At 63.8% G+C, this 18,137-nt stretch carries 19 protein-coding genes; 17 read left to right on the forward strand and 2 right to left on the reverse strand.

Annotation, left to right across the window (positions count from 1 at the left end; all coding sequences use genetic code 11):
* Positions 1-42 precede the first annotated feature (42 nt).
* The 16 genes from murJ (at position 43) to E7813_RS14525 (ending at position 15,003) form a co-directional block, all read left to right on the forward strand.
* Positions 43-1,596 (forward strand): murein biosynthesis integral membrane protein MurJ, encoded by a 1,554-nt coding sequence (gene murJ, locus E7813_RS14450; protein ID WP_291575015.1) that lies wholly within the window; start codon positions 43-45, stop codon positions 1,594-1,596.
* A 79-nt stretch (positions 1,597-1,675) separates the two neighbouring features.
* The gene (gene trpS, locus E7813_RS14455; RefSeq protein ID WP_291575016.1) at positions 1,676-2,728 is read left to right on the forward strand and encodes a tryptophan--tRNA ligase; all 1,053 of its coding nucleotides are present in this window, start codon (positions 1,676-1,678) and stop codon (positions 2,726-2,728) included.
* Positions 2,729-2,835: 107 nt separating this feature from the next.
* A complete protein-coding gene (locus E7813_RS14460) occupies positions 2,836-3,330 on the forward strand; it encodes a universal stress protein (RefSeq protein ID WP_291575017.1) in 495 nt (164 codons plus the stop codon).
* Positions 3,331-3,435: 105 nt separating this feature from the next.
* Entirely contained in the window at positions 3,436-4,005 is a 570-nt protein-coding gene (locus E7813_RS14465; RefSeq protein WP_291575018.1) for a NifU family protein, read from the forward strand.
* 89 nt (positions 4,006-4,094) lie between these two features.
* Positions 4,095-4,793 carry a tRNA (adenosine(37)-N6)-threonylcarbamoyltransferase complex dimerization subunit type 1 TsaB gene (gene tsaB, locus E7813_RS14470; RefSeq protein ID WP_291575019.1) on the forward strand — a complete coding sequence of 233 codons (699 nt, stop codon included), beginning with the start codon at positions 4,095-4,097 and terminating at the stop codon, positions 4,791-4,793.
* Positions 4,790-5,275, forward strand: a complete 486-nt coding sequence (gene rimI / locus E7813_RS14475) for a ribosomal protein S18-alanine N-acetyltransferase (RefSeq protein ID WP_291575020.1) — start codon at positions 4,790-4,792, stop codon at positions 5,273-5,275. Before tsaB ends, rimI begins: the two co-directional genes overlap by 4 nt.
* Positions 5,276-5,322: 47 nt before the next feature.
* Complete coding sequence (locus E7813_RS14480; RefSeq protein ID WP_291575021.1) at positions 5,323-5,772, forward strand: Fur family transcriptional regulator; 450 nt, start codon at positions 5,323-5,325, stop codon at positions 5,770-5,772.
* Between the two features lie 13 nt (positions 5,773-5,785).
* A complete protein-coding gene (locus tag E7813_RS14485) occupies positions 5,786-6,460 on the forward strand; it encodes an HAD family hydrolase (protein WP_291575023.1) in 675 nt (224 codons plus the stop codon).
* 132 nt (positions 6,461-6,592) lie between these two features.
* The gene (gene miaB, locus E7813_RS14490; RefSeq protein WP_291575024.1) at positions 6,593-7,996 is read left to right on the forward strand and encodes a tRNA (N6-isopentenyl adenosine(37)-C2)-methylthiotransferase MiaB; all 1,404 of its coding nucleotides are present in this window, start codon (positions 6,593-6,595) and stop codon (positions 7,994-7,996) included.
* Between the two features lie 4 nt (positions 7,997-8,000).
* The gene (locus E7813_RS14495; RefSeq protein WP_291575026.1) at positions 8,001-9,056 is read left to right on the forward strand and encodes a PhoH family protein; all 1,056 of its coding nucleotides are present in this window, start codon (positions 8,001-8,003) and stop codon (positions 9,054-9,056) included.
* 65 nt (positions 9,057-9,121) lie between these two features.
* The gene (gene ybeY, locus E7813_RS14500) at positions 9,122-9,628 is read left to right on the forward strand and encodes an rRNA maturation RNase YbeY (protein ID WP_291575028.1); all 507 of its coding nucleotides are present in this window, start codon (positions 9,122-9,124) and stop codon (positions 9,626-9,628) included.
* A gap of 1 nt (position 9,629) precedes the next feature.
* Positions 9,630-10,748 (forward strand): hemolysin family protein, encoded by a 1,119-nt coding sequence (locus E7813_RS14505; protein WP_291575030.1) that lies wholly within the window; start codon positions 9,630-9,632, stop codon positions 10,746-10,748.
* Positions 10,748-12,358, forward strand: a complete 1,611-nt coding sequence (lnt, locus tag E7813_RS14510; protein WP_291575032.1) for an apolipoprotein N-acyltransferase — start codon at positions 10,748-10,750, stop codon at positions 12,356-12,358. Before E7813_RS14505 ends, lnt begins: the two co-directional genes overlap by 1 nt.
* A gap of 250 nt (positions 12,359-12,608) precedes the next feature.
* Positions 12,609-13,025: a helix-turn-helix transcriptional regulator gene (locus E7813_RS14515; protein ID WP_291575033.1), complete on the forward strand. Its 417-nt coding sequence runs from the start codon at positions 12,609-12,611 to the stop codon at positions 13,023-13,025.
* 110 nt (positions 13,026-13,135) lie between these two features.
* Complete coding sequence (locus tag E7813_RS14520; RefSeq protein WP_291575034.1) at positions 13,136-14,269, forward strand: M20 family metallopeptidase; 1,134 nt, start codon at positions 13,136-13,138, stop codon at positions 14,267-14,269.
* Complete coding sequence (locus E7813_RS14525; RefSeq protein ID WP_291575036.1) at positions 14,266-15,003, forward strand: tRNA (guanine(46)-N(7))-methyltransferase TrmB; 738 nt, start codon at positions 14,266-14,268, stop codon at positions 15,001-15,003. The genes E7813_RS14520 and E7813_RS14525 overlap by 4 nt, the downstream gene beginning before the upstream one ends.
* Positions 15,004-15,012: 9 nt before the next feature.
* On the opposite strand, the gene E7813_RS14530 is transcribed toward E7813_RS14525, so the two are convergent.
* Together E7813_RS14530 and E7813_RS14535 are read right to left on the reverse strand one after the other, a co-directional pair.
* Complete coding sequence (locus E7813_RS14530) at positions 15,013-15,855, reverse strand: phytanoyl-CoA dioxygenase family protein (RefSeq protein WP_291575038.1); 843 nt, start codon at positions 15,853-15,855, stop codon at positions 15,013-15,015.
* Between the two features lie 72 nt (positions 15,856-15,927).
* Complete coding sequence (locus E7813_RS14535; RefSeq protein ID WP_291575040.1) at positions 15,928-17,010, reverse strand: DUF2336 domain-containing protein; 1,083 nt, start codon at positions 17,008-17,010, stop codon at positions 15,928-15,930.
* A 359-nt stretch (positions 17,011-17,369) separates the two neighbouring features.
* On the opposite strand from E7813_RS14535, the gene rimP reads away from it, so the two are divergent.
* Positions 17,370-18,137: a ribosome maturation factor RimP gene (rimP, locus tag E7813_RS14540; RefSeq protein WP_291575042.1), complete on the forward strand. Its 768-nt coding sequence runs from the start codon at positions 17,370-17,372 to the stop codon at positions 18,135-18,137.

Here is an 18,137-nt window from a genome sequence, read left to right on the forward strand (position 1 = left end):
ACGTTCATCCCCAGGCCAGCAAGCGCTGCTATAGATGGTGCCATGATCCGCCCGATTCTCACCGTGTCGACGGGAACGCTGGCCTCGCGGCTGCTGGGCTTTGCGCGCGACGCCATGATTGCGGCGCTGCTTGGCGCGGGGCCGGTGGCCGATGCGTTCCTGGTGGCGTTTCAACTGGTCAATGTGGTGCGGCGGCTAACAACCGAAGGCGCGCTCAATGCCGCGCTGGTGCCGGCCTATCTTCAGGCGCGCGAGATCGACGGCGCTGCTGCCGCCGCGCTCGCGGGCCGGGTGCTCGGCACTGTCAGCGCGGCACTGGTCGTGGCCGCGGCGATCCTCGGCCTCGCGATGCCGCTGGTGATCCCGGCGCTAGCGCCGGGCTTCATCGGGCATGACACAATGCAACTGGCCGTCGATGATTCGAGGCTAATGCTGCCTTATCTGGCTTTCGCGGGGCCCGTGGCCGTCATGATGGGCGTGCTGAACGCGGAGAATCGTTTCGCGCTGACGGCGTTCGCGCCGGTGTTGTTCAACATCGCCCTGATCGCCGTGATGCTGGCGCTGCTGGTCTGGCGGCAGGATGCATCGATCGCCGCGTCGGTGACGGCAGCGGCCGTCGGCATCGCCGGGCTGCTGCAACTGCTGATCCTGGTATTGCCGGGCGGCAGCCTTGCGACGCCGCCGCAAATTGCCTTCGATGCCGAGATGCGCGGGTTCTTCCGCAAGGCGATCCCCGGCATGGTCGCCAATTGCGGTCCGCAATTGCTGATCGTCGCCGGCGCCATCATCGCCTCGTTGTCGCCCGCCTCGGTGTCGTGGCTGTATTTTGCCAACCGCCTGGTGGAATTGCCGCTCGGCATCGTCGGCGTCGCCATGGGCACGGTGCTGGTGCCGGAACTGACGCGGGCGCTGCGTGGCGACGACCGCGGTGCGATGATGCGCGCGGAATCCCGCGGTCTCGAACTCGCGGTCGGACTGGCGTTACCGGCAACGCTGGGACTGATGGTGCTGAGCGAGCCGGTGGTGCGCATGCTGTTCGAACACGGCGTGTTCACCGCCGCCGACACCCAGGCGACCGCGCATGCGCTGGTGTGGCTTTCGCTCGGCCTGCCCGCCCATGTGCTGGTCAAGGCGCTGTCGCCGGCCTTCTTTGCCCGCGGCGATACCACGACGCCGCTGTCGGCGACGCTCAAGGGATTTGCGGTCGCGATCGTCTCGGCGGTGGTGTTCGGCCGCTTGTTCGGCACCGCCGGCATCGCCGCCAGCATCGCCTTGGGAGCATGGAGCGGCGCGATCGCGTTGATGCGCCGGGGTGCCATGAGCTTCGGATTTTCAATCGATGCCGACGCGCGGCGGAGACTGCCGCGGATCGTGATCGCAGCCGTCCTGATGGGCGGATTGCTGTGGCTGACGGAAGCGTTGGCGCTGTCATCGGCGGCGGATGCGCACCGCCTCGTCCAGGCCGCCGTTCTCGGCCTTGTCATTGTCGGCGGAATCGCGATTTACGGGCTGCTGCTGACCCTGTTCGGCGTCGTCAACTGGGCTGATTCGATTGCCGCCATCCGGCAAACACCGCCCGGCGACTTGCGCCGCTAGGTCTCGCGTGGCAATGGACGGCGCGCGGCGCCTGTCGGCAATGGACGGCGCAGAAAGCGCATGCACGGGAACAACTTCCATGGGGTTCATACAGCGGGTTTTTTCGGGGGTCCAGCCGACCGGCAATCTGCATCTCGGCAACTACCTCGGCGCGATCGTCAACTTCGTGAAGCTGCAGGAAACCCACAACTGCCTCTATTGCGTGGTCGACATGCACGCGCTGACCCAACCGGTATCGGTCTGGGGCGGCCCGGCGGAGCTTGCGCGCAACACCAGGGAAGTGACCGCCGCCTTCATCGCCTCGGGCATCGATCCGAACAAGCACATCGTGTTCAACCAGAGCCAGGTATCCGGGCATGCGGAGCTGGCCTGGATCTTCAACTGCGTGGCGCGGGTCGGCTGGCTCAACCGCATGACGCAGTTCAAGGAAAAGGCCGGCAAGGACCGCGAGAACGCTTCCGTGGGACTCTACGATTATCCGGTGCTGATGGCGGCCGATATCCTGGTCTATCGCGCCACCCATGTGCCGGTCGGCGAGGACCAGAAGCAGCACCTCGAACTGTCGCGCGATATCGCGCAGAAATTCAACAATGATTTCGGCGACTCGATCCGCGAGCACGGCTTTGCCGACGGATTGTTCTTTCCGCAACCCGAGCCGCTGATCACGGGGCCCGCGACGCGGGTGATGAGCTTGCGCGACGGCACCAAGAAGATGTCGAAGTCCGACACCTCGGACAATTCGCGGATCAATCTCACCGACGATGCCGACACCATCGCGCAGAAGATCCGCAAGGCCAAGACCGATCCCGAGCCGTTGCCGTCGGAGGAAAAGGGCCTCGAGACGCGTCCCGAGGCCGACAATCTGGTCGGGATTTATGCCGCCCTGTCGGGCCGCAGGAAATCCGACGTGCTGCGCGAATTCGGCGGCGGGCAATTCTCGAGCTTCAAGAATTCGCTGGTCGAACTTTGCGTTACCAAGCTGTCGCCGATCGCCGCCGAAATGAAGCGGCTGGTCGCCGATCCCGGTCATGTCGACCGGATCCTGGTCGACGGCGCCGATCGCGCCCGCGCCATCGCCGTCGAAACCATGAATGCGACAAGGGACATCCTCGGTTTCGTCCACAAGCGCTGACTTTCCTGATCGATCACGAAATCGACGGCGCGTCCTTCAACGCCGCTTGTCGGGGATGGCCGGGCCGTGGCAGCATGCGCCGGTTTGGCGCAAGCCACGGGACATGCATGACCACCCAGCGACAAAGCTACGAGACGGGTCACAAGCCAAAATGTCTGGTCATCGTTGACGACACCGCGGAATGGGACCGCGCGGTCTACTACGCCAGCCGCTGGGCGGTCCGGGCCGGCGGCGGCGTGGTGATGCTGCGCATCATCGAGACCGAGGACCAGAACCAGCAGTGGCTCGGGGTCGCCGACATCATGCGCGCCGAGGCGCACGAGGCTGCCGACGCCGCGCTCGATCGTGCGTCCGGCCGCGCCAATGGCATCGCCGCGATCACCCCTGAACGGGTGATCCGCGAGGGCGATCCGATCGAGCAGATTCTCGACGTGATCGACAAGGACGTCGATATCGCGATGCTGGTGCTGGCCGCCAATCCCGGCCCGGAAGGTCCGGGCCCGATCATCACCACGATGGCGGACGCGGTCGGTACGTTCCCGATCCCCGTCACCATTATATCCGGTGATTTGAGCGACCGGGATATCGACGCGCTGTCGTAGGAACCGGCGTCGGAGCTAAACCCGCCCCTTGACCGTGCGTTTGCCGTCGCCATCTGCTAAGGAAGCCAACGCGCCGGCCTTGAACCGGCGACGCCGGAGAAAGCCATGTTCATCCAGACCGAAGCCACTCCCAATCCCGCCACCCTGAAATTCATTCCCGGCCGCGCCGTGCTCGACAGCGGCACCATGGAATTCGTCAACGCCGAGGCTGCCGCGCGTTCGCCGCTCGCCGCAAGACTGTTCGGCGTGCCCGGCGTCACCAGCGTGTTTTACGGCTCCGACTTCGTCACCGTGACCAAGGACGACAGCGACTGGCAGCATCTCAAGCCGGCAATCCTCGGCGCCATCATGGAGCATTACATGTCCGGCGCGCCGCTGCTGGCCGATGGCAGCGCCGCGAGTGACGAGGCTTCCGACGAGGAGGATGAGTTCTTCAACGAGGCCGACGCCGAGACGGTCGCGACCATCAAGGACCTGATCGAGACCAGGGTACGCCCGGCAGTCGCCAGCGACGGCGGCGACATCACGTTCCGCGGCTTCAGGGACGGGATCGTTTATCTCAACATGAAGGGCTCTTGCGCCGGCTGCCCGTCGTCGACCGCGACACTGCAGCACGGCATCCAGAACCTGCTGAAGCATTTCGTGCCCGACGTGGTCGAAGTCCGGCCGATGTGATCGGACTCGGTCCACCTCTCCCGCTTGCGGGGGAGGGAGCTCACCACGAAATGTGACGTAACGTTTCCGGGTCTGCTATACCTCGGCCCATGCTGATCCTCGCCATCGACACCGCGCTGGATGCCTGCGCCGCTGCCGTGCTCGACGCCGGCGCCGGCCAGCTGATTGCGCAGGAATCGCAACCGATGAAGCGCGGCCATGCCGAGGCGTTGATGCCGCTGATCGCGCGCGTCATCAAGGCATCCGGTATCGCGTTCGCTTCACTGGACCGCGTGGCGGTGACCACCGGTCCCGGCAGCTTTACCGGGCTGCGCGTCGGATTGTCCGCCGCGCGCGGCATCGGCCTCGCCGCCAACAAGCCGGTGGTCGGGGTGACCACGCTGACCGCCTACGCAGCACCCGTCGTCAGCCAGAACAGCGAACAACCGGTGATCTCCGCCATCGATGCGCGGCATGACCAGGTGTATTATCAGGTGGTCAGCGGCAATGGCGGTTCGTTGATCCGGCCCCGCGTCGCGCCGATCGAGGAAGCACTTGGCGCATCGCGGTTCGGCGCGCCCTGGCTGGTCGGCAATGCCGCGAAAATTCTCGCCGACCGCTGGCCGGCGCACGCCGCCCCGCCGTTCAAGGTAGACATGCTGCCGGCCCCGGATATTACCTGGGTAGCCTGGCTGGGGGCCGCGGTCAGTCCCAACACCGCGCCGGCCCGGCCCTATTACCTGCGCGCGCCCGACGCCAAACCTCAGAAGGACATGCTGCAAAATCCTCCGCAGCCTTCGGCGTCATGACCGCGTGGTTTTCCAGCCTGTGGAGCGGCGGTCCGGTGGTGATCGAGCCCGCCACGCTGCGCGATGCGTCGGTATTGGCCCAAATCCACGGCGCATCGTTTCACCGCGGATGGGGCGAAGGCGAATTCGAGGCCATGCTGACCGAGCGCAATACGCTGGTGCATCGCCTGAAATCGGGCAGAAAAGTCATTGGGTTTGCGGTGTCGCGCATGGCGGCGGACGAGGCCGAAATATTGTCGATCGCGATTGCGGCGAACTATCGCGGACGCGGCCTGTCGCGCAACCTGCTGCTGACCCATCTCGGCCATCTCGCCGGCCGGGGCATACGCACGGTGTTCCTCGAGGTCGAGGAAAACAATCAGGCGGCGCGGCGGCTATATGACGGTGCCGGATTTGCCGTGACGGGGCGCCGCGAACGCTATTACCGGCAGCCCGGCGGGGAACAATTGAACGCCGTCTTGATGCGCCGCGACTTGTCGTAACGCGCGCGCGGTGGCAGAACAGGCGTCATTATCCGGACCAAACCGCCATGACCGCGTTGAAATCCATGTCCGCGCTGAAGCCGACTGAAATTGAAGCGCGCTGCGCCGCCACCGGCATGCGCATGACCGAACAGCGCCGGGTGATCGCCCGGGTGCTGGCCGAGGCGCTGGATCATCCCGACGTCGAGGAACTGTACCGCCGCTGTGTCGCGGTCGATGACAAGATCTCGATCTCGACGGTGTACCGCACCGTCAAGCTGTTCGAGGACGCCGGCATCATCGAGCGCCACGACTTTCGGGAGGGCCGCGCCCGCTACGAACAGATGCGCGACAGCCATCACGACCACCTGATCAATCTGCGCGACGGCAAGGTGATCGAATTCACCTCGGAGGAAATCGAGAAGCTGCAGGCCGAAATCGCCCGCAAGCTCGGCTTCAAGCTGGTCGATCACCGGCTGGAACTGTATTGTGTCCCGCTGGACGACGACAAGCAGTGATCGCGTACAACCCTTGACCTCAAACTTCGATCTCATCATTTTCGACTGTGACGGCGTGCTGGTCGATAGCGAGGTCATTTCATGCCGCGCGCATGCGGCAACCCTGACCCGCCACGGCTATCCCATCACCGCCGATCAGGTGCTCGATCGTTTCCTCGGCGTCTCGGATAGCGAGGCGCGGCGGACCATCGAGACGGAACTCGGCCGCAATCTTCCGGAAGATTTTGAAATTGAGGTGAAACAGGCCACGCTGCAACGTTACGCCGACGATCTCAAGCCTGTCCTCCATGTCGGCGAAGCGATCGCGGCGATCAGCCTGCCGAAATGCGTGGCATCAAGCGGCACGCCCGAGAAAATTCGCCATGGCCTCACCTGCGCCGGGCTTTATGATCTCTTCAGCCCTCATGTTTTCTCGGCTACACAGGTCGAGCGCGGCAAGCCGGCACCCGACTTGTTCCTGTTCGCCGCCGCCCAAATGGCGGTGTCGCCCGCGCGATGTCTCGTGATCGAGGACAGCATGCCCGGTATCGCCGGTGCGCGGGCCGCCGGGATGACGGTGTTGGGCTTTCATGGCGGCAGCCACTGCCGGCCCGGTTACGCCGACCGGCTGCACGCCGCCGGGGCAGCCAAGACGTTCGACGACATGCGGCAATTGCCCGGACTGATCGAGTCGGTCGCGGCAAATTGACCGGCACCAGGCCGGGATGACCGTCTCCACACCGACCCAAATGATGGGGTTAAGCAGTGGATTTTCCACGCTTTAACCTATAATTGAGCTTCACGTCGCAATGGCGCCATCTCCAGCCAGCATTCAGGTTCCATGAATCCGCCGCGCAAGCTGCATATCAAGTCATACGGCTGTCAGATGAATGTCTACGATGCGCAACGCATGGTGGACACACTGGCGCCGGAAGGCTTTGTCGAGACTGCAAGCGTGGACGATGCGGACCTGGTGATCCTCAACACCTGTCACATCCGCGAAAAGGCCTCTGAAAAAGTCTACTCGGAACTCGGGCGGTTGCGCGTCGCCAAGGACGAAGCCGCGCGGCAGGGACGCACCATGAGCATCGCCGTGGCGGGCTGCGTCGCGCAGGCGGAAGGAAGCGAGATCATCCGCCGCGCGCCGGTGGTCGATGTCGTGGTCGGCCCGCAGAGTTATCATCACCTGCCGCAATTGCTGGCGCACGCCAAAAGCCATGGACGCGCGCTGGAGACCGAATTTCCCGTCGAGGACAAATTCGGATTTCTGGCGCCGCCGAGGCCGGACGCGATCCGCGCCCGCGGCATTTCATCTTTCGTAACGGTGCAGGAAGGCTGCGATAAATTCTGTACGTTCTGCGTGGTGCCTTACACGCGCGGCGCCGAGGTGTCGCGTTCGGTGGCGAAGATCGCCGACGATGTGCGCCGGCTCGCCGACAACGGCGTGCGCGAAATCACGCTGATCGGGCAGAACGTCAACGCCTATCACGGCGAAGGACCGGACGGGCGCGCCTGGCCGCTCGGAACCTTGCTGCGGCATCTTTCGGCGATTCCAGGTATCGTCCGTTTGCGCTACTCGACCAGCCACCCCCGCGATGTCGACGAGACGCTGATCGAAGCGCACCGCGATCTGCCGGCGCTGATGCCGTTCGTGCATCTGCCGGTGCAATCCGGCTCGAATCGGATTCTCGCGGCGATGAACCGCAAGCACACCGCCGACGATTATCGCCGCGTCATCGACCGTTTTCGTGCCGCCCGGCAAGACATTGCATTTTCATCGGATTTTATCGTCGGCTTCCCCGGCGAGACCGGGGAAGATTTCGCGAGCACCCTCGCACTGGTCGCACAAATCGGATACGCTGGCGCTTATTCGTTCAAGTATTCGCCGCGGCCCGGCACGCCGGCGGCGGACATGCGGGAGACGGTGTCAGCGGCTGAAATGGATGAGCGATTGGTGCGGCTCCAGGAATTGATCGACAGCCAGCAATCGGCCTTCAACAAGGCCATGATTGGCAAAACCGTCGATGTGCTGTTCGAGCGCACCGCCCGCAATCCCGGCCAGATCGTCGGCCGCACCGCCTACCTGCAGCCGGCGCATGTGATGGCTTCCGTGGACATCATCGGCCAGGTGTTGCCGGTCAACATCGAAAGTCTTGAGCGCTACAGCCTGCTCGGCGAACTCGCGACCGCTGCACATGCGCGATCCGCGCAGCCTGTTTCTTCTCAAACGACAATTGGAGCCTGAACCCTTGCCAAAAAGCGCATCGGATTCGCCTTCGCTCGCTCCCAGCCGAAAACTCGACCGCGACCTGCAAATCCCGCCCGAAACGCAAGTGGTCATCGACTTCGATGACAATCGCGCGGCGTCCGCGCTGGTCGGGCCCTACGGACAAAACCTGGCACTGATCGAACGCCGGCTCGGCGTGGTGGTCGACTCGCGCGGCAACCACATCACCATTGCGGGCTCGCGCGACGGCTGCGATGCCGCGCGGCGCGTGCTGGAAACGCTGTACGCGCAGGCGACACAGGGGCACGACCTGGCGCAGGGCGACGTCGAGGGCGCCATTCGCGCCGTCGTAGCCCAGGGATCACTGTTCGAATTCGATACCAAGGCGGCCAGGACTTCGTTTGAGACCATCAATCTGCGCAAGCGGCCGGTGCGGGCGCGCACCGCGGCCCAGGATTCCTACATCCGCGCGCTCAAGAAGCATGAACTGGTGTTCGGCATCGGGCCTGCGGGCACCGGCAAGACCTGGCTCGCGGTGGCTCATGCCGCGCAATTGTTCGAGCGCAAGGAAGTCGATCGCATCATCCTGTCGCGGCCCGCGGTCGAGGCCGGCGAGCGGCTCGGCTTTCTGCCCGGCGACCTCCGCGAGAAGGTCGATCCTTATCTGCGGCCGATCTACGACGCGCTGTATGACTTGATGGATTCGCGGATCGTCGAGCGCGCGCTGCAAACCGGCGAAATCGAGATCGCGCCTCTGGCCTTCATGCGCGGCCGGACCCTGACCAACGCCGCCATCATTCTGGACGAAGCGCAGAATACCACCTCGATGCAGATGAAGATGTTCCTGACCCGGCTTGGCGAAAACAGCCGCATGATCATCACCGGCGATCCGTCCCAGGTCGACCTGCCGAACGGCCAGACTTCGGGTCTCGCCGAAGCCGCCAGATTGCTCGACGGCGTCGAGGGTATCGCCCAGGTGAAGTTCACTGCCGAGGACGTGATTCGCCACGAGCTGGTGGCGCGGATCGTCGCCGCCTATGAGGGATTGCCGCAGCGGCCGGCAACCGCCAAACCTTGATGCGGAAATTGACCGCCGCAAGGGCGCTGAAGACGAGTTCTGGCCGCAAACGAAGTTCTGGATCGATGGCGCGCTCTGCCCTTCCGATAACCGAGGTTCTCGTGGTCGCCGACTGCTGGCAGTCGGAGCCCGATGCCGAAGCCGTCATTCATCGCGCCGTCGCGGCCGCGGCCGGGATAGCCGATGCGGGCTTGGGCGAAGCCGAACTTGCGGTGATGCTGACCGACGATGCCGGAATTCGCACGCTGAACTCGAACTGGCGTGGCATCGACAAGCCGACCAACGTGCTGTCGTTCCCGGCCTTGCCGCCGACCGGCGGCGGCCCCGACGATGCCCCGCGCATGCTCGGCGACATCGCCATCGCCTATCAGACCACCCGTGCGGAGGCGGACGACGAGCAAAAGCCGTTCGATCATCATCTCAGCCATCTTGCGGTCCATGGCTTCCTGCATCTGATCGGTTACGACCACGAGAAAGACGCCGACGCTGCGGCGATGGAGTCGCTCGAGACCGAGATTCTGGCGCAACTCGGCATTCCCGATCCCTACGCGGATCGCGGGCGGATCGACTGAGATGGCGGATTCCGAACCGACCCACGACAATCCGCGCAACACCCGCAACCTGCCGGCGGTGGTGGAGCCCGGTGAGATTCTGCGCCCTGCCGCCGACAACTGGCTGACCCGCGCGATCCGCACGCTGTTCGGCTGGAAGCCGGGATCGGTCCGTGACGACCTGCAGGTCGTGCTCGATGCAAGCACGCCGGACGAGGTGGGTTTTTCCGCCACCGAGCGCACCATGCTGCGCAATATCCTCGGCCTTCACGAGCGGCGCATCGCCGATGTGATGGTCCATCGCGCCGACATCGTCGCGGTCAAGCGCGACATTCCGCTCGGCGAATTGATGAGCCTGTTCGAAAGTGCGGCGCATTCGCGTCTGGTGGTCTATGATGAGACCCTTGACGACCCCGAAGGCATCGTGCATATCCGCGATCTCCTGGCATTCATGACCGCGAAAGCGCGGGTGCCGGATATCGGCAAAGCCAAGCGCAAGAAATCTTTCCCGGCCGGTCTCGATCTGCGTGCGGTCGATCTCGCGCTGCCGCTGTCTGACGCCAACATCATTCGAAAGCTGCTGTTCGTGCCGCCGTCGATGCGGGCGATCGATCTGTTAGCGCAGATGCAGGCCTCGCGCATCCACCTGGCGCTGGTGGTGGACGAATACGGCGGAACCGACGGCTTGGTGTCGATCGAGGACATCGTCGAACAGATCGTCGGCGAGATCGACGACGAGCATGACAGCGACGAGCCACCGGCGATCGTGCGGCAGGCGGACAATACTTTTATCGCCGACGCGCGCGCCAGTCTCGACGACGTCCGCTCGGTGATCGGCGAGGATTTCGTCACCGGCGAGGCCGGAGAAGAAGTCGAGACCCTCGGCGGTTATCTCGTCACCCATGTCGGGCGCCTGCCGGTGCGCGGCGAAGTTATTTCCGGCCCCGGCAATTTCGAAATCGAAGTGCTCGATGCCGATCCGAGACGCGTCAAGCGCCTGCGTATCGGTATGCGCAAGGAACGTCCCCCGGCGCGAGGCCAGCGCGAGATTCGCCGCCGCGAAGCCGTGCCCGAGGCCGGAACACCTCAGGCTGGTGAAAGTGCGAGCCCGCCGCCCGGCGACGGGGCCGGTTCGCAGTGATGACCGCGAACAAACTCCGCGCGGCCGGTCTTGCAATCATCCTGTCATGGGGCTGGAAGCGCGCCGCCATTGCGTTTGTCGCGGGCGCGCTGTCGACCTTGGCCATGGCGCCGTTCAATGCCTGGCCGGTGCTGTTCCTGACTTTTCCGGCGATGGTCTGGCTGATCGACGGCGCCGGCGCCGGACGCTGGCGCGGCGTACCGGCAGCGGCAATGACCGGCTGGTGGTTCGGCCTCGGCTATTTCGTGCCGGGATTGTACTGGATCGGCTACGCGTTCCTGGTCGATGCCCCTACTTTCGCCTGGCTGATGCCGCTTGCAGTACTCGGCCTGCCCGCTTACCTCGCCCTGTTCACCGCGTTCGGTTTCGCGCTGGCGCGGCTGGTCTGGACCACGGACGCCTCGCGCGTGATCGCACTCGCGGCAAGCCTCACGGTCAGCGAATGGCTGCGCGGCCATATCCTTACGGGTTTTCCATGGAACACGTTCGGCTACGCGCTGACGGAGCCGCTGGCGCTGGCGCAAACCGCATCGCTGATCGGCCTCTGGGGCCTGACGTTTCTTGGCGTGGCGATCTTCGCCAGCCCGGCGGTGTTGATCGATGGGAATTCATCCGGACGACGACCATGGATTGCTCCGGCGATGGCGCTGTCGCTGCTGATCGCGATGGGAATTTTCGGCGCTGCCCGCTTGGGCTTGCATCCCACCTCCGAGGTTGCAAACGTCAGGCTGCGGATCATGCAGCCCAATCTGCAGCAGGACGTCCGATTCAACTATTCCGCCAAGGCGGACGTGATGCAAAAATACCTGACGCTTTCCGATCGCGCGTCCGGGCCGCAGTCCACCGGCGTGCGCGACGCCAGCATCCTGGTCTGGCCGGAATCGGCGTTCCCGTTTTTCCTGACGCGCGAGGCCGACGCGATGGCGCAGATCGCCGATCTGCTTCCCAAGGGCACCATCCTGATCACCGGCTCGGTGCGCGCACCCGACCTGCCGCCCGGCACAAAGGTCACGCGCGCCTATAATTCAATCTACGCCATCGATCACGACGGCAGCGTGCTGTCGGTTTACGACAAGCTGCATCTGGTCCCGTTCGGCGAATATCTGCCGTTTCAGGACCTGATGGAAAAACTGGGCTTTGTTCAGCTCACCAAGGTTCAGGGTGGATTTATTCCGGGCGTGCACCGCAAGCCCATGGACGTCCCAAACGCGCCGCGGGTGCTACCCTTGATCTGTTATGAAGCGATCTTTCCCGGTGACGTTGCGACAGGCGCCGATCGTCCGGGCTGGATCATCAACCTGACCAATGACGGCTGGTTTGGAATCTCGACCGGGCCCTATCAGCATCTGCAGCAGGCGCGCCTGCGCGCGATCGAACAAGGCCTGCCGTTGGTTCGTGCTGCAAACACCGGCATTTCCGCCGTCATCGACCCAATGGGACGGATCGTCGCACGGCTGGGTCTTGGACTCGAAGGCGTGCTTGATTCCAGCCTGCCTTCGGCGATTCCGCCGACCATCTATGCGCGGACCGGCAACATTCCCGCCGCGCTGATCGTCGCCGCCGGCTTTGTGTTCGTCATTCGCCGGCGCATCGCGAAGCGACCGTCCTGAAGCCTGTAATCGCCACGTTTGTTCCGCCCGTCGGAACGGATTCTCGACAAGCGGGAATCCAGCAGTTGACAGATCGGCGCTGCAATTCGCATTCTGGTCGATGGCCAAAAACAGATCAGTCAATTCGTTGCTCAAGTTGTCCGCAATTTTAACTTTATCCTTTGGGCATGATTTGGCGGCATTTGTCCCCGATGCGTACTGCGGTTTGGCGCGCGCGATTGCGCTGACGTGATCCCGAGGAGTGCTGGAGATGTCGACCAAAGCGCCCAACCCTGTTGACAAATATGTCGGCAGCCGGGTGCGCATGCGCCGCATCATGCTCGGCATGAGTCAGGAAAAGCTCGGCGAAGCCCTGGGCCTCACCTTCCAGCAGGTTCAGAAATACGAGAAGGGCACCAACCGGGTCGGCGCAAGCCGGATTCAGCAGATCTCCGAAATACTCCAGGTTCCGGTGTCGTTCTTGTTCGAGGGCGGCCCGAGCGGCACCACCAGCGCAGGCGGCTTCCGCGAAGGCACCTCGCCGGCCTACATTTCGGATTTCCTCGCGACCGCCGAAGGCCTGGCGTTGACCCGCGCCTTCACACGCATCACCGACGCCAAGCTTCGGCGCAGCATCGTCGAGATGGTCGAGCAGATCGCCGCGCGCGAAGGCCCGGACAAGCGCTAGAAAAATCATCATTTTGCGGCGCTTCGGTGTAGAAACGTCATTTCCGGGTGGCGCGAGGCGTCGAACCCGCAAATGACAATGATCAACTTGTTCCAAGGCACGGCACGCACATGATCGGCACTTCTTCAAATCCTTTCGATTCGAAAACCATTCTCGAGGGTATCCGCCGCTGGGTCGAAATCGAGACGCCGACCGAAGCCTCCGGCCAGGTCAACAAGCTCGCCACCGTGGTCGCGGACGGCTATCGCGATCTGCCTGCGACCATCGAGCGCGTCGCAGGCCATAGCGGCTGCGGCGATCATATCGTGGCGCGCTCGTCATGGGGCCAGGATGAACCGGGAATCCTGGTGCTCAGCCATCTCGATACCGTGCACCCGATGGGATTCATCGAGCGGTTGCCGTTCAAGATCGAGGGCGACAGCGCTTTCGGCCCGGGCATCTATGACATGAAGGGCGGAGCCTATCTCGCCTACCATGCGTTCCGGCAGCTTTGCGCCACGGCCGGGCGTTCGCCGCTCGGCGTCACCCAGCTTTACGTCTCCGATGAAGAAATCGGCAGTCCGACCTCGCGCGCGCTGATCGAGGCCGAGGGGCGCAAGGCCAAATACGTGCTGGTCACCGAGCCCGCCCGCGATGGCGGAAAGATCGTCACCGGGCGCAAGGGCGTCGCGCGCTTCGATGTTTTCGTCAAAGGCGTGCCAGCGCATGCCGGCACACGGCCCGAAGACGGCCGCAGCGCCATCCGCGAACTCGCCAATGTGATTCAGACGCTGGAGGCCATGACCGACATCAAGCGGGGCGTGACCGTCAATGTCGGCGTTGTCAGAGGCGGCACGCGTCCGAACGTCATCGCCGAGGAAGCCTATGCCGAGGTCGATATGCGCGTTCCAACCATCGCGGATGCCGACGAACTGGTTCCGAAAATATTGAACCTGAAATCGCGCAGCGAAGGCGTCAGCGTCAAGGTCGCCGGCGGACTGAACCGGCCGCCTTACGAGAAGGGCAACGCCGGAGCCGCGCTTTATGAACATGCCAAAACGCTCGCCGCCGAAATCGGTTTCGATCTGGTGGATACCTCGACCGGCGGCGGCTCCGACGGCAATTTCACCGCGCCGCATACCGCAACCCTCGACGGTCTCGGCGTCGATGGCCAGGGCGCCCATACCCATTACGAGCAGATGTATATTTCGTCGATCGAGCCGAGGGCGCGGCTGCTGCACCGGCTCTATCAGACGCTGCGATGAGCGCTGCGGCCCGCAATCCCGGCAACAGCGCGGCGTCCGAGGACAGCGGCGCCACACACCCGCAGGGTTCATTTTTCGGGCGGCGCAAGGGCCATAAACTCCGTAGCCGCCAGGCCGACCTGATCGACCGTCTGCTGCCGCGGCTTTCGCTCGACATCGACGGCCAGTGTCCGCCCGATCTCGCCGACCTGTTCGATTGCCCGGTCGATCAGGTCAGGCTCGAAATCGGATTCGGCGGCGGCGAACATCTGATCGCAGAAGCGCTGGGCTTTCCGAAGGTCGGCTTCATCGGCTGCGAGCCCTATGTCAACGGCATGGCGAAAATCCTGACGCAGATCGAAGCCCATAGCATCGGCAACATCCGGCTGTTCGCCGGCGATGCCGCCGAACTACTGGCATGGGTGCCAGCAGGTTCGCTGGCGCGGATCGATCTGATCCATCCCGATCCGTGGCCGAAGCGGCGGCACTGGAAGCGGCGCTTCGTCCAGGACGCCAACCTCGCCGCCATGGCGCGGGTCCTGAAAAAAGACGGCGAATTTCGTTTCGTCAGCGATATCGCCGATTACTGCGCATGGACGCTGGCGCATCTGTTGCGCTCGCCGGATTTCACGTGGACCGCGGAACGGGCCAATGACTGGCGGCTGCCGTGGGACGGCTACACGATGACGCGCTACGGACGCAAGGCCGAGCGCGAGGGCCGCCACGCGGCGTATCTGCGGTTTCGCAAAACCTGAGCCGTCAGTCTATTTCGCCTCGCCCGTCCGTGCTTTGCGCGCGTCGGTTGCTTCCCACACCATCCGCTTGCCACGCTCGCGCCCCAACAACTCGATCGGGTCGTGATTGTCGATGTGCCCGAACTGTCCCTTGTAGACGCTGTAACCGCAGAGTTCCTGCAGCCGGCGCGGAAATCGCCGCGCGGTTTGTTGGGGAATGCCGAGTTGCAGATTCTCCTGCTGCCGCATCCAGCCCCAGCAATAGGCGCAGGAAAACGCAAAGCGCCTGTCGTCCGTGTTGTTGGCGCCGCCACCGTGCCACAGCGCGCTGTCGAACAACATCACGCTGCCCGCTGGCATGGTCGCGGTCACGGCATCGTAGTGCTTGCCGTATTGCGGCGCTGAATCGTACTTGTGACTGCCCGGCACGATCCGCGTCGCGCCGTTGTCATGGGTGAAGTCCGACAGCGCCCAGATCGCATTGACGGTGATCGGGATGTGCGGGCGCGGCAGCGGGATCAACTGGGTGTCCTCGTGGATCGGCTGCGCCTCCTGGCCCGGCCCGAGCACCAGCGAGCAGAACGACGACAGCAGGCATTCTCGGTCCAGCACCCGCTCCACGACGGGCAGAACATTTTCGTGCAGCGGCACTTGCCAGAACAAATCGTCATAAGTCAGAAGATTGTTGATACGGACGGTCTTGAAGCCCTCGAACGAGGTCCTGGCGGGGCCGATAGCATGCTCGCGCTCGGTGCGCTCCAGCGCGCGCCTCAGTCCCTCGACCAGATCCGGATCGACGGCGCGTTCGATCACGGTGTAGCCGTCGTCGCGGATTTTGCCGGCATGCAATTGAATATCGGCGTCCGTCAGCATTTTCCTCTCCCGGCAGCGCGGTGCCGCCTCAAGCATGAGCATAGCGCGCGCAGCCGCGCATTGGGAGTAGGCCTACGCCGATTGTCTGGTCTGCCAGAAACCCACCACCCGCTCGGCGGTGGAAGGCATCAGGCGCGCGAAGTTGACGCGGGCGTTCTCGATATCGGTCGGAGACGGCACCCGGCTTGGCCCCAACCGAAGCAGGATCAACGCGCGCACGGTCGCCCATTCCAGGCCGATCGCCTTGCCGACGATCAGGATCGGATCCTGGCGGTCGCCCGCAATCAGGCGGTCGAGGGTGGCGATTTTCACCCGCGACATGGCCGAAAGGGCGGCAACCGATTCCTCGTATTTGTGAGACTTGGCAAAGTCGAGCAGCGCGCCTTCATTCAATGCCCCGGCGCGATGCAGCGCGAGTATCGCACGCTGCGCCGGCGCGAAGTCGCGGCGGGTCTCTACCCGTTCGGGCACGCCGGAAATATCGCTCATGGCCTGCTTGATTGCGGTCTGTCGTTCCGGCTTGACCACCTCGAACAGGCGGCGGCGGACGATATCGATCGACCCCGCCAGCAGGTTCTTCAATTGCGGCGCCGAGAGATCGTCGCGCTGGCCGACGGTGAGCGTCAGCACGCCATCGAGGCCGGCGCGCTTGATCAGCGCCGAATATCCGGCCTGGGAGAAAAGCGCGCCCGCATTGCCGGCGGCGCGCCTGAGCGTATCGCGGTCGCCACGGCGCACGATGACGTCGGTAACATCGGGCGAAAGGCTGGATCGTTCCGACATCGCCAGCAAGTGGCCCTGACCCTTCATGCGTGCAATTTCGACCAGGGACTTGTCATCGATGACAGGCGACCGGCGCAGCAAGGGACCGGCGATCAGTATCTCGTCTTCCCGCGCCAGTTGCCCGACCAGCTTCTTTGGCGCGTTGGCGAGGATCGACAGCCGTTCGGCCAGTTCGGCGCGTGCGGCCAGTTCGGCATGCGGGACGAGATCGATCAGAAAGCCGTCAAACATCTCGACATGATTGGGCCGAAAATGCGCAGCGCCTTGCAGGAATAATTCGGAGATCCGCCGCGCAGCCTCGGCACGGCGCTTGGGATCGCCGTGTTTAACGATCTCATCGAGGCCGGGGACCAGTGACGTGGCGACTGTCATCAAACGCACTCAAACCCGGCGCATTGGCGAGTTCCCGGCAATTTAGGTCGCCTTCGTGAAGGAAGGGTTAGGTTTGAAACCGCGCCGGAAAGAACCGCAAAATCGCGGCTTGGCGGCCTCGCAAGGCCTTGCCGGACCGCGCCAAAACCGCTATATCAGCCGCAACTTATGGTTCTCATACGATCGCGTATTGAGAGTGGGCCCCTTCCGGACCCGCTCTTTTTTATTACCTGAACGGCCCGGCGCTGATTGCGACGCTGGATTCCGTTCGGGCAGCCCGGCCGGACCGCCTGTTATGGCCCAGCTTCGACCCAAAACTCGTCAGACAACTCGAAACTAGACCTATTTTGACACTGGACATGACCGATCCAACTGCTGGTTCCGTGGACATCGATCTGCTTGCCGAACCGCGCCTGGTTGTCGAGCCGGGCATGGCGGCGCGAGTGTCGGCAGTTGCCGGCCCGGTGTTGCAGGCGATGGGCTACCGGCTGGTCCGGATCAGGATTTCAGGGGAATTCGGCTGCACCGTCCAGATCATGGCGGAACGGCCCGACGGATCGATGCAGATCGACGATTGTGAGGCGATCTCAAGGGCGCTGTCGCCGGTACTCGACGTCGCCGACCCGATCGACCGCGCCTACCGTCTGGAGATTTCCTCGCCGGGGATCGACCGGCCGCTGGTGCGCCGCTCCGATTTCGAACGCTATGCCGGTCATCTCGTGAAGATCGAGATGGCGGTCGCCCATCAGGGCCGCAAGCGATTTCGCGGCACCCTTGGCGGCGTCGAAGGCGACGCGGTGCGGTTACATCGCGATGACACACGCGCCGGCGAAGATGCCGAGGTCGTATTGGTGATGGAAGACATCGCGGACGCAAGACTGGTTCTGACCGACGAGTTGATCGCCGAATCGATGCGGCGCGGCAAGCTTGCCGAACGCGAACTCAAGGAGAATCTGGGGCTCAAGCCTGCTCCGCCGCCCTATGCGAAGAAGAGCGACCCGAAAAAGAGCTACGCCCCGAAACCGAAACTGAAAGCGCACAAGAGCGCACCCAAAAACACCAAGGAACACCGTCTTGCCGCGGAAAGACTGCGGCGAGGCCAAATCGATCACATCGAAGGAGACTGA

Origin of the sequence: Bradyrhizobium sp., from assembly GCF_004799405.1 — a bacterium.
GTDB lineage: Bacteria > Pseudomonadota > Alphaproteobacteria > Rhizobiales > Xanthobacteraceae > Bradyrhizobium.

What these genes read in the sequence shown, in the direction of transcription:
- trpS (WP_291575016.1), top strand. Translation starts at nt 1,676, where the DNA reads ATGGGGTTCATACAGCGGGTTTTTTCGGGGGTCCAGCCGACCGGCAAT.
- E7813_RS14460 (WP_291575017.1), top strand. Translation starts at nt 2,836, where the DNA reads ATGACCACCCAGCGACAAAGCTACGAGACGGGTCACAAGCCAAAATGT.
- E7813_RS14505 (WP_291575030.1), top strand. Translation starts at nt 9,630, where the DNA reads ATGGCGGATTCCGAACCGACCCACGACAATCCGCGCAACACCCGCAAC.
- E7813_RS14515 (WP_291575033.1), top strand. Translation starts at nt 12,609, where the DNA reads ATGTCGACCAAAGCGCCCAACCCTGTTGACAAATATGTCGGCAGCCGG.
- tsaB (WP_291575019.1), top strand. Translation starts at nt 4,095, where the DNA reads ATGCTGATCCTCGCCATCGACACCGCGCTGGATGCCTGCGCCGCTGCC.
- rimP (WP_291575042.1), top strand. Translation starts at nt 17,370, where the DNA reads ATGACCGATCCAACTGCTGGTTCCGTGGACATCGATCTGCTTGCCGAA.
- rimI (WP_291575020.1), top strand. Translation starts at nt 4,790, where the DNA reads ATGACCGCGTGGTTTTCCAGCCTGTGGAGCGGCGGTCCGGTGGTGATC.
- E7813_RS14480 (WP_291575021.1), top strand. Translation starts at nt 5,323, where the DNA reads ATGACCGCGTTGAAATCCATGTCCGCGCTGAAGCCGACTGAAATTGAA.
- lnt (WP_291575032.1), top strand. Translation starts at nt 10,748, where the DNA reads ATGACCGCGAACAAACTCCGCGCGGCCGGTCTTGCAATCATCCTGTCA.
- E7813_RS14535 (WP_291575040.1), bottom strand. Translation starts at nt 17,010, where the DNA reads ATGACAGTCGCCACGTCACTGGTCCCCGGCCTCGATGAGATCGTTAAA.
- ybeY (WP_291575028.1), top strand. Translation starts at nt 9,122, where the DNA reads ATGGCGCGCTCTGCCCTTCCGATAACCGAGGTTCTCGTGGTCGCCGAC.
- E7813_RS14520 (WP_291575034.1), top strand. Translation starts at nt 13,136, where the DNA reads ATGATCGGCACTTCTTCAAATCCTTTCGATTCGAAAACCATTCTCGAG.
- miaB (WP_291575024.1), top strand. Translation starts at nt 6,593, where the DNA reads ATGAATCCGCCGCGCAAGCTGCATATCAAGTCATACGGCTGTCAGATG.
- E7813_RS14525 (WP_291575036.1), top strand. Translation starts at nt 14,266, where the DNA reads ATGAGCGCTGCGGCCCGCAATCCCGGCAACAGCGCGGCGTCCGAGGAC.
- murJ (WP_291575015.1), top strand. Translation starts at nt 43, where the DNA reads ATGATCCGCCCGATTCTCACCGTGTCGACGGGAACGCTGGCCTCGCGG.
- E7813_RS14465 (WP_291575018.1), top strand. Translation starts at nt 3,436, where the DNA reads ATGTTCATCCAGACCGAAGCCACTCCCAATCCCGCCACCCTGAAATTC.
- E7813_RS14530 (WP_291575038.1), bottom strand. Translation starts at nt 15,855, where the DNA reads ATGCTGACGGACGCCGATATTCAATTGCATGCCGGCAAAATCCGCGAC.